At 41.8% G+C, this 11,012-nt stretch carries 9 protein-coding genes and 1 pseudogene; 3 read left to right on the top strand and 7 right to left on the bottom strand.

Annotated features, from left to right (window positions below; all coding sequences use genetic code 11):
• From PR808_RS05990 to PR808_RS05960, 7 genes are all read right to left on the bottom strand, one after another.
• Nucleotides 1–1,062 carry an MBL fold metallo-hydrolase gene (locus PR808_RS05990; protein WP_272538926.1) on the bottom strand — a complete coding sequence of 354 codons (1,062 nt, stop codon included), beginning with the start codon at nt 1,060–1,062 and terminating at the stop codon, nt 1–3.
• Between the two features lie 253 nt (nt 1,063–1,315).
• The gene (locus PR808_RS05985) at nt 1,316–2,248 is read right to left on the bottom strand and encodes an SDR family NAD(P)-dependent oxidoreductase (RefSeq protein ID WP_272538925.1); all 933 of its coding nucleotides are present in this window, start codon (nt 2,246–2,248) and stop codon (nt 1,316–1,318) included.
• A 103-nt stretch (nt 2,249–2,351) separates the two neighbouring features.
• Nucleotides 2,352–2,921, bottom strand: coding sequence for a TetR/AcrR family transcriptional regulator (locus PR808_RS05980; RefSeq protein ID WP_206084903.1), 570 nt, complete (start codon nt 2,919–2,921; stop codon nt 2,352–2,354).
• A 273-nt stretch (nt 2,922–3,194) separates the two neighbouring features.
• Nucleotides 3,195–4,109 (bottom strand): fatty acid biosynthesis protein FabY, encoded by a 915-nt coding sequence (fabY, locus tag PR808_RS05975; protein WP_272538924.1) that lies wholly within the window; start codon nt 4,107–4,109, stop codon nt 3,195–3,197.
• 23 nt (nt 4,110–4,132) lie between these two features.
• Nucleotides 4,133–4,570 (bottom strand): D-aminoacyl-tRNA deacylase, encoded by a 438-nt coding sequence (dtd, locus tag PR808_RS05970; protein WP_206084907.1) that lies wholly within the window; start codon nt 4,568–4,570, stop codon nt 4,133–4,135.
• Between the two features lie 61 nt (nt 4,571–4,631).
• Nucleotides 4,632–5,246 (bottom strand): glucose-1-phosphatase, encoded by a 615-nt coding sequence (gene yihX, locus PR808_RS05965; RefSeq protein WP_206084909.1) that lies wholly within the window; start codon nt 5,244–5,246, stop codon nt 4,632–4,634.
• A 179-nt stretch (nt 5,247–5,425) separates the two neighbouring features.
• A complete protein-coding gene (locus PR808_RS05960) occupies nt 5,426–6,337 on the bottom strand; it encodes a LysR family transcriptional regulator (protein ID WP_206084911.1) in 912 nt (303 codons plus the stop codon).
• 263 nt (nt 6,338–6,600) lie between these two features.
• On the opposite strand from PR808_RS05960, the pseudogene PR808_RS05955 reads away from it, so the two are divergent.
• The 3 genes and pseudogenes from PR808_RS05955 (at nt 6,601) to abgT (ending at nt 10,969) form a co-directional block, all read left to right on the top strand.
• Nucleotides 6,601–7,923, top strand: a pseudogene (locus PR808_RS05955) (M20 family metallo-hydrolase).
• Entirely contained in the window at nt 7,916–9,364 is a 1,449-nt protein-coding gene (locus tag PR808_RS05950) for a M20 family metallopeptidase (RefSeq protein ID WP_206084915.1), read from the top strand. Before PR808_RS05955 ends, PR808_RS05950 begins: the two are co-directional and overlap by 8 nt.
• Nucleotides 9,365–9,442: 78 nt before the next feature.
• The gene (gene abgT, locus PR808_RS05945) at nt 9,443–10,969 is read left to right on the top strand and encodes a p-aminobenzoyl-glutamate transporter (protein ID WP_206084917.1); all 1,527 of its coding nucleotides are present in this window, start codon (nt 9,443–9,445) and stop codon (nt 10,967–10,969) included.
• Nucleotides 10,970–11,012 lie beyond the last annotated feature (43 nt).

Below are 11,012 nucleotides of genomic sequence, written 5' to 3'. Positions count from 1 at the left end.
TTATTCATCATCCAAATACCACTCCGATGTTTGTGTATTAATATCAAAAACTTGGCCCTGATATGGTGTGAGTGGTGTAAGGCCTTTATCTCGCATCATCGGGATACTCTCACGCACCGATTCATTCCATGGATGAAATGCCATCGCATAGGCGCCCCAGTGCACAGGAACAATGCGTTGTGGGTTGATATCGAACGCAGCTTGCGCCGTTAAACTTGGAAACATATGGTCGTCTGGCCAACGTTTGTCATATTGCCCATTTTCAATAAATGCAATGTTGATATTAGGAAATTTTTTAGCAATTTCAGCGAAATGAGGGCCATAAGCAGTATCCCCACTGTAATACAGTGTTTCATTCATATCCTGAATAACATATCCTCCCCAAAAGCTTTTATTACTGTCAGTCAAGCTACGTCCAGAATTGTGCAACGCAGGGACTAAAGTGTAGCGGTTTTCACCAACCACAGCCGTTTGCCACCAATCCAGCTCTTCAATATTTTTTGCATCAATTCCGAGCGGTTTGAGATATTCACTTAAACCCAGAGGAACAATAAATCGTGCATTTTGTTGCCCAAGTTGCCGTAATGTCTCTTCTTCAAAATGGTCATAATGGTTATGGGAGATTAAAACAATATCGGTTTGTGGCCATTCATCAATGGAAGCCGCGGGTTCTTGAAAACGGCGCATATTAATAACCAACGGAGAAACCGATGGCCCAAGAACAGGGTCAACTGCGATAGTTTGTTGATTAACTCGCATTAATAATGTGGAATGACCGAACCAAATAAACCGATTAATCCCATCATCCTTTAGAAATAATGACCAATCTGGTTTTTGCATTGGGAATTTTATTTTAGGCTTATATTGGCTTTCACCCCCTAACATTTTAAATAACCCTGTTGCACCATCACTCAAAGTCACACTGCGTAATAGTTGAGGATTAACAAATGCTTTTTTTTCCTGACTATAGTTAGCGCTCGTTAGGTATTGGGGGAATGTACGCGAAAAAATAGCACACCCAATAACAAGCAAAATGAATAAACCTAAAAAGAATATGAGCATTATCTTTTTCTTCAATATCATATAGTTAAATTAAACTGTATTTATAAAATAGTTAAAATTAGCATAGTAATATGCATTAACATTATGTATGCTAATTTTATTGGCCTAGGGTAAAGTAATTAATCACCATATCATTTAATTATCAGTTACTAAATTTATATATCTGATATTAAAAGACGATAACCTATTACTGTTTAAATACAATATACATAATTTTCAGATAAGGGTTATATAAATTGAATGAGTATTAATTTTATCGAATCGGTAAAGATAATAACTCTTCTGTCATTTCCCATAAACGTACTGCATTATTTTTATCTAATGCCCAACCCGCTACAACGGAAAACTCCTTCATTCTATCGCCACAAGTGTGGGTTATCATTTCCGCTTCATTACAGTCAGCAAAATAACGGCCACCAATATTCTCAATAATAGGTGAAGTCGCGACAAATATTGATGTTGCTGCACCTTGTTGTGGTGTTTTCCAAAGGTGCTCAGGCACAGGTAATTCACCTGAGTAGCGTTGTAAATTAGATTTAATCGCCCCTGGCATAACCGCATTAGTCCATATTTTATCTTTTTCCCAACGGCGCGTAGCCTCTACCGCAAATAAAATAAGCGCCGTTTTAGATTGCCCATAAGCACTCCAAGGGTCATAAGGTCGGATATGATAATGAATATCATCAAACACAATGGGACTAAAATGATGAGCCGACGAACTAACAACCACGACTCTCGAGCCATTTGCTTTTTTTAGAGCCTCATATAACCCATTTGTGAGTAAAAAATGCCCTATATAATTAGTCGCAAATTGGGCTTCCCATCCTTCATTTGTTCGTGTTTCTGGCATTGCCATAACACCTGCATTATTAATAAGTATATGCAGCGGTTTTGACCATGTTGAGGTAAATTCACGAATTGAGCTTTTATTCGTTAGATCAAGGTAAGCAACATCAACCTGCTGATTGCCTGTCGATTTTATTATTTCTAATGCAGCTTGTTGGCCAGCCTCAATATTTCTGACCGCCAGTGTTACACTGGCGCCATTATTTGCAAGAGAGCGAGCCGTTTCAAACCCAATACCTGAAGCCGCCCCCGTTATAATGGCATTTTTACCCGTTAAATCTATACCGTTAATCACTTCGTCTGCGAGGCTATGGAAGCCAAACGATGTTTTGATTTTCATGATCCTATTCCTAATTTAATACAAAAAAAGGGCGAGCAAAAGAATTGGCAATGATTCATTGCCAGTTAAATTGCTATTCATTAATAAATATTAAATATAATGCTTATGCTGAAATCGCTTTCCACATTATTTCAAAACCAAGTTGTAATAATGCATCTTTACGTTCTGGTTGCTTTTCAATTTGTTCACTTGTTGCATCTGATATATTCTGAAAAATGTTATAAATAAAATCTTTTTCATCAGAAACTAAAAGATTATCTTTAATCGCTTGAGTAAACATTTGGTCGATTAAAACAAGAGGCTCAGGTGTTTTAGCAAGGGTTTCAGGCGTCAGTAGCTCAGAGACAGAAAGCAATCTAAGCACTCGTTTTCCATTAGGATTTTTTAATGCCCACTCAGTATACCCTGACCACACATGCTTTATTTGTGTATGCACATCAGCATTTTTAGGGTAACCAGTGACTAGGCGTTCAGCCATATCGCTTTTGAGTAGCAAATAAACATCATTAAATAATTGTTCTTTGGTTGGAAAATAGGTAAAAAGAGTGCCTACGGCTACTTTTGCACGTTTTGCAATATTTGCCGTCGTTGCTGATAAACCATTTTCAGCAAGAGTACTTATCGTTGCATTAATCAATGCAGTGTATTTTTGTGAGCTCAAGGGACGAGCCATAGAGTATCTCCAAATAAAATATTGCGTCTCTCATTAACTTTAATGACTGACTAATCACTCAATTATATTGATAGAGAGAAATAGATGCAATAAGTTTGAAGATAAATTTAAAAAAATGTGAGTCCATTTTCTCGTTCCATTAAAACCATGCCAAAACATCTCTAATGGAACGAGTCGTACTCAAAAATAGGGCAATGTGCGGTATAACTGGGAGCAATTACGCTTTCTCCGTGCTTGTATGCCCCCTTTATCATTTACGCCCAATAATCTATTTTACTTTGTTTTATCAACGGGTAACACCATGTACACACCACTAAAAACTGCACCAACTTGGTTATTTGGGTTACTTACTTCCACTTTCAGTTTAACTCGCGCTTTGCTGCCTCGCGCTAAGCGGTCAAGGTCACCACTCATATTCGCTAAATCCGCAATTGCCGTTGGCCTGCCACTCACTGGCTTGCCGTAGCGGATGTTGGCATCCACTAACACAATATCACCACCAAGTTGATGCTCTTGCATTAGCAGCCAAATAAGCCCCCAACCGGTTAATGTCGCGAGTGAAAATTGGCTACCTGCAAAAATAGTTTCATGGGGGTTTTGGTTGCCCGCTTCTGGCATTGTCGTAATAAAACGGGTCCCTGTATATTGTTCGATGCGAACACCCATTTTTTCACTTAACGGAATGTATTTATGCCATGCTTGCTGTAATTCACCACACCAATCAGGACGATGTAAGATTTGGTCTAGGGTTTCAATTGGCTTGATCATTAAATAATGACGCACAGGTGTTTTAAGCTGCCCTGCAACTTGCCCCCTATTTTCAAACCCCATCTTATTAAAGAAAGGAACGGCTTCTTCACGCACACTGGAAACAATACGTTTTACACCTTCTTGCCGTGCAACTGACTCCAGAGCCATAATAATCAACTTCCCCAGCCCTTTACCTTGCATGACGGGATTAACAGCGAGGAAGCGAATTGCACCTTCGTTATCGGCATTAATATATAGACGGCCAATCGCCAAAATACGGTTTTTATCATCCACCACCATTTGATGGTGAGCCGTTAAATCATAACCGTCTTTTTCAGAACCGAGGGGTTGATTGAAGGGTTTTCGCAACATTTCCCAACGAAAGTGGTAGTAAGTTGCAAATTCAATTTCATCTTTCGGTGTACGTAAATGGTACATCGTTTCCCCCTTTAAAAATGGAATCACACTTGCAGCCAAAAGGTCACAGGGCCGTCATTAGTTAAGCTCACTTGCATATCAGCAGCAAATTGCCCAGTTTCAGTCGTGACGCCATGCTGACGGCTTTGTTCCACAAAATACTGGTACAGTTTATCGGCTTTTTCAGGCTCTGCCCCCCCAGAAAAACTAGGTCTCATGCCTTTTTTGGTGTCTGCCGCTAACGTAAATTGTGAGACAACCAATAAGCTGCCCCCCGCTTGCTGAACATTCAGGTTCATTTTCCCTTGTTCATCACTAAAAATACGGTAGCCCAGCACCTTTTCACATAAGCGTTTTGCTTTTTGCTCGTCATCGTCTTTTTCAACGCCAAGCAGAACCAACAAACCTGAGTTTATTTGCCCAACCGTTTGTTCATCAACAACCACACTCGCATGAGTGACTCTCTGGATTAATGCAATCATGATTACTCTGCACAAAAAGATGGAGCAACGTTAGCCGTTGCTCCATCTTCAATATCAAATATTATTCAACTTCAGCACTAAAATCGTAAGTACGGAAATATTCAGGAACGGTATCTTTATCCACAACATGAATACTATGGATACCAAGAGCTTGCGCGGCTTTAACATTTTCCTCTACATCATCGAAGAAAACGGCATCTGCTGCTTCAAATTCTTCGGATTGCAGAACGTATTTGAAGATTTCAGGATCAGGCTTACGCATACCTAAATCTTGGGATAAATAGAGAAAATCGGAGGAAGCTGCAATCTCTGGGTAGTGTTCTGGCCAGTAGTCCAAATGTAGACGGTTAGTATTCGATAAGACGACAACACGGTGCCCTTGTTCACGCAGGCGCTCCATAATGTCAATCACTTCTGGTCTTAACGAAATAAAAATAGCGTGCCAGCCTTCAGCAAAGTCTTCAAAGCTCAGAGTGATCCCCATTTCTTCACAAAGTAGCTCTGCAAACTCTATATCTGAAATTTTTCCACACTCATGTAATTGAAAGATATTGCCAAAAGTAAACCGTGATTTGATTTCTTCACTTGGTGTGCCGCTCAGTTCAGACCATTTATCAAACACACGATTAAAGTCGATATCAATAATCACATTACCCATATCGAAGATATACAGCATAAATTTTCCTCTTTGTTATTCACTAAATTTACTTTAATCATTATTCGTCCAACTGAACAGCCCTAATTGGTGATAATTCACGTTATTTTGTCAATTCATCGGTTGAGCACTAAACCAGAAAATTGCTGCCGACCTAACCCTTTTTACTGCAGATACAATAACAGGGCTATTAATCACTTTTACGCTGGCTCTTTACTACGACAATAAATACGGAATAACCGAGCTAAATGTTCCCCTGCTGGCGTTAATGTTGCGTCCCGGCGCTGCACGAGAGCAAACGTGGCATAAGGTAGTTTTTCGATTAAATCCAATGCGATATACCGTTGTTCAAAGAGAGGCTCATCTATCGTGTCTATCGACACAATGGTTAAAAAATCACTTTGCGCGACTAAACTTAAACAACCAATTAAGGTTTCACAGGTCACACTGAAATCCATGGGGCGCTCCATCATGGAGAACACATCGGCGAGTTGCTTGTAATATGTGCCCTTTGGGGTTGGCATCGTCCAATCGCAGTCCACTAACTCAGTAAGCGATTTTGCATGCCGTAAGGGGTGATCTTTACGCATAATCACTTTGTATTCTTTTTGCATCAACCGCTCAAAAGTAAACTCCGCATCCAAGCTTCCTGGGTAATAAGTGTTAATCGTGAAGTCCAGTTCCCCTTGCCTCAATTGAGTTAGCATGGTTAATAATTGCCCTTCCATAATGCGCAATTTGATATTGGGATAATCGCGGTGAAATTGAGTGACGACTTTTGGCATTAATGAACGAGCAATACTACCTGCAACACCAATGTTCACCGTTCCACCAATCAATCCAATACGTTGTGAAATCTCTTCTTGCCCGACCCGTAATTCTTCAAGAATTAAACTTGCACGGCGTAAAAAACCCTCCCCACATTCCGTTAAATAAATCCCTTGGTTACTGCGAATAAACAATTTAGCCCCCAAGCTACTCTCTAATTCACGAATAGATTTCGTCAATGCAGGCTGAGAAAGCTGTAGAAAACGGCTGGCGGCTCGAATACTGCCATGCCGGCTAATTTCGACGAACGCCCTGAGCTGATTTAATTTTATGGGTGGTGCCATATCAATACCCCGATAACTTTTAGTTATATAGCCAAAGATAATTGTATCTTTTTTACTCTAATTTGATTGTGTACAGTCAGAAAATGGAGAAACAAAAAATTAACATTTAGCAAATTAAATAATTTTTTATAAATTAAAATAACCAAAGCAAATTAATATACTACTTTTTAAAATTAAACGAATTTTAATTTTAAAACCCATACACATCCCTATTTCAATATCCCTGTACTGATTTTTCTTGTGATAACTAAAAGAGATACAAAATGAATACTGACTTAGATAGCACCATCCAGCAGATGGCACAACAATTACAAGCATGGCGGCGTGATTTTCATCAGTATGCAGAATCAGGTTGGTTTGAATTTCGTACAGCAACGCTTGTTACCGAAGAACTGCATCAACTTGGTTACCAACTGCAACTGGGCAAAGAAGTCGTTAAAGCGGATGCTCGAATGGGCCTTCCTACCGAAGAAAAATTGGCAGAACAAGAAAAAAGAGCGATTGAACAAGGCGCTTTAACTCAATGACTACCTCACTTTTCAGGGGGGTTCACTGGTATCGTTGCCACACTCGATACTGGCCGTCCAGGCCCAACACTTGCTTTTCGTGTCGATATGGATGCCCTTGATTTAAATGAAGAACATTCGTGCCAACACCGTCCACATAATGAAGGTTTTGCTTCCTGTAATCCGCACATGATGCACGCGTGCGGCCACGATGGGCACACCGCCATCGGCCTTGGGCTTGCTCGTATTCTCAAGCAATATGAAGCGAAGCTGTCTGGTCGCATCAAGGTTATCTTTCAACCTGCGGAAGAAGGCACCCGAGGTGCCAAATCCATGATGGAAGCAGGTGTGGTTGATGATGTCGATTTCTTTGTGGCTATCCATATCGGTACAGGTGTGCCAAAAGGCGAAGTCGTCTGCGGCAGTAAAAACTTTTTAGCTACTACAAAGTTTGATGTGACCTATCAAGGTGTTGCGGCACATTCAGGTGCAAAACCTGAAGATGGCAAAAATGCATTAATTGCCGCAGCCCATGCAACCCTAGGCCTATATGGTATCCCGCGTCACAGTGAAGGAAGCTCACGCATTAATGTTGGTGTATTGCAAGCAGGTATTGGCCGCAATGTCATTCCCGATACCGCACTGCTCAAAGTTGAAACGCGCGGGGAAACCAATGAAATCAACAAGTTTGTCTACGAAAAAGCGATGCACATTATTGAAGGCGCCGCCAAAATGCAAGATGTCGCCTTTGATATCAAACTGACGGGAGCCGCACAAAGTAGCCACCCAAGCAATCAGTGGGTTGATTTTATTTGCGATTTAACAAAAAAACAGCTTCCTGAATTAACCTCTATCGTTAAAAACCGCTACCAAGCCGCAGGTTCGGAGGATGCAACCTATTTTATGGAACGCGTAAAAGAGCGTGGAGGCCAAGCCACTTACATGATTTTTGGTACAGATCTCAGTGCAGGTCACCACAATGAGCGCTTTGATTTTGATGAAAATGTGATGATAACAGCAGTAAAAACGCTGTCGACAATTGCCCTGCACCTCCCTGAATTCGGAGCGAAAAATGGATAAACAATTCACATCATTTATTGGTGATTATATTGAAAATCATCGCGCCCAGTTTACCGCGCTAAGCGACAATATTTGGGATCACCCTGAAACCCGCTTTGAAGAAACCTATTCTGCTAATTTACTGGCTGACGCATTAGAGCAAGAAGGCTTCCACGTTGAAAGAGGGGTTGGTGATATTGAAACGGCGTTTATCGCCAGCTATGGTGAGGGGTCACCTGTCATTGCATTATTGGGCGAATATGACGCTCTCGCAGGGTTAAGCCAACACTCTGCTTGCAGCGAGCCAAATCCCTTAGTGGAAAATGGTAATGGTCACGGGTGTGGGCATAACTTACTAGGCACCGCCGCGTTATCTGCCGCTTTTGCTGTCAAAGCCTGGCTGCATGACAATAATTTACCTGGTACTGTGCGGTTTTATGGCTGCCCTGGGGAAGAAGGCGGATCAGGTAAAACATTCATGGTCAGAGAGGGCTTATTCGATGATATTGATGCTGCCATTACATGGCACCCAGAATCATTTAGTGGTGTCTTTAATGTGCAATCCCTTGCTAACATTCAAACAGCTTTTCGCTTTAAAGGTATTGCTTCTCACGCAGCAAACTCCCCACACCTAGGCAGAAGTGCACTTGATGCCGTCACCTTGATGAATGTTGGCGTGCAATTTTTACGCGAGCACATTATTCAAGACGCTCGGATACACTATGCCGTCACCAACACGGGGGGCGCATCCCCAAATGTCGTGCAACCTGATGCAGAAGCCCTCTACCTTGTCCGCGCCCCGCAACTTGATGAAGCACAAGATATTTACCAGCGTGTGATTAATATTGCACAAGGAGCTGCCCTGATGACAGGGACGCAACTAGAAGTCCGTTTTGATAAAGCATGCTCAAACTATGTGCCTAATCGGACGCTAGAACACGCCATGTTTAACCACATTACTGAATTTGGCATCCCTGAATATACCGATAAAGAACGTCAATTCGCTGAGCAAATTCATAATACATTGACGAAAGATGATTTACGCAATGCCAAGCTAAATGCTGCCCGCAGTGGAGGAGAAGAAGGCGAACGTTGGTGTGAAAGGCAGGGCAATAAAGTACTCACGAATGAAGTACTGCCTTACGTTGAGTCCAAAGAGTTGATGTACGGCTCAACCGATGTTGGTGATGTCAGCTGGGTTGCCCCTACCGTTCAATGTTTTAGCCCATGCTTTGCCTTTGGTACCGCACTGCATACTTGGCAATTAGTAGCACAAGGGCGCACCTCTATTGCCCATAAAGGGATGCTACTCGCAGGGAAAATCATGGCCTCTAGCGCCATTGAGTTGTTCTTGAAGCCCGATTTATTAGCACAAGCAAAAGCTGAATTTACGCAGAAAAGGCAAGTTACCCCTTATCAGTGCCCTATTCCCAAAGATATTAAGCCTTCAAAATTAAAATAAGTAGTTCCTTAATACAGGCGGGGTTTACCCGCCCATAAGTCATAACAATAACAATGAAGATAGACACAAGGAAACCCTATGAGCGACTCAACAACTGTGCACAAAAGCCCCGGGGCAATTTTTCGCTGGATAGAACGAGTGGGAAACAAAATCCCAAACCCATTCATTTTGTTCGTTTATTTAATTGCCGTGCTGATGATTGCGACGGCTGTATTATCTTGGTTTGATTTATCTGTTAAAAACCCCGCCAATGATGAGATGGTCAGCGTTAAAAATTTATTAAGCGTGGAAGGGTTACAGTGGATTTTACCTAATATCGTTAAGAATTTTAGCAGCTTTGCCCCCCTAGGCGCCATTCTCGCGTTAGTCATTGGGGCGGGTTTAGCTGAGAAAGTAGGCTTACTTCAAGCTTTAATGTACAAAATGGCATCGGGTATTAATAAGCGCTATGCCAGTTATATGGTACTGTTTATCGCCTTTTTCAGCCATATTTCTTCAGATGCGGCGTTAGTTGTCATGCCACCACTAGGTGCCTTGATCTTTATCGCGGTAGGTCGCCATCCTGTCGCTGGCCTATTAGCTGCAATTGCTGGGGTCGCTTCGGGTTTTACCGCAAACTTATTGATTGTCACCACCGATGTATTGTTATCGGGAATCAGTACAGAAGCAGCAATGATGATTGACCCAAATCTACATGTCAGCGTTATCGATAACTGGTACTTTATGGCCACATCGGTGATTGTGTTAACCATCGCAGGTGCACTACTGACAGACAAATTTATTGAACCCCGTCTCCCCGTGTGGGAAGGCACGTCACATGACCGACTCGAAGAATTGACGCCAATTCAAAACCGTGGTTTATTGATGAGTGGCTTGTCTGCACTAATCTTTATCGGTTTAGTTGCGCTCATGGTTGCCCCAGAAGGCGCACCACTGCGTGATCCAGTAACTGATACAGTGATCCCTTCGCCGTTTATCAAGGGTATCGTTCCTGTCATTATTATTTTCTTTTTCGTCGTTTCCATTACCTATGGTGTATCAACCAAACAAATCAAAAAGCCGAATGATATCCCAGACTTATTAGTTGACCCAATGAAAAGCATGGCAGGTTTCATTGTGATGGTTTTCCCACTTTCTCAGTTCGTTGCATTCTTTAACTGGAGCAATATGGGGAAATTCATGGCGATTGGTTTAACTGACTTGCTAGAAAACTTAGGGATGACGGGTGTGCCCGCGTTTATTGGGTTAATGTTTTTATCTGCGTTTCTGTGTATGTTTATCGCCAGTGGTTCTGCTATTTGGTCAATACTGGCACCGATATTTGTGCCGATGTTTGTGTTACTTGGCTTTCACCCTGCTTTCGCACAGATTGTGTTTCGTATCGCTGACTCCGCTGTGTTACCCCTTGCGCCGATGTCACCGTTCCTTCCGCTCTTTTTAGGCTTTTTACAACGCTACTATAAAAATGCGCAGCTAGGGACCTACTATACCTTAATATTGCCGTATCCAATTGTATTCTTTATTGTTTGGATGTTATTGCTAGTAGGCTGGTACTTTGCAGGCTTACCTATCGGGCCCGGAGTTTACCCACAACTTACCCCATAAAAAAAGGCGCCTAAATGGCGCCTTTTTACTACTTATTTTAACT

Source organism: Providencia sp. PROV197, assembly GCF_028479625.1.
In the GTDB taxonomy this organism is placed as follows: domain Bacteria; phylum Pseudomonadota; class Gammaproteobacteria; order Enterobacterales; family Enterobacteriaceae; genus Providencia; species Providencia vermicola.
This window is presented reverse-complemented; position numbering and strand designations above follow the sequence as displayed.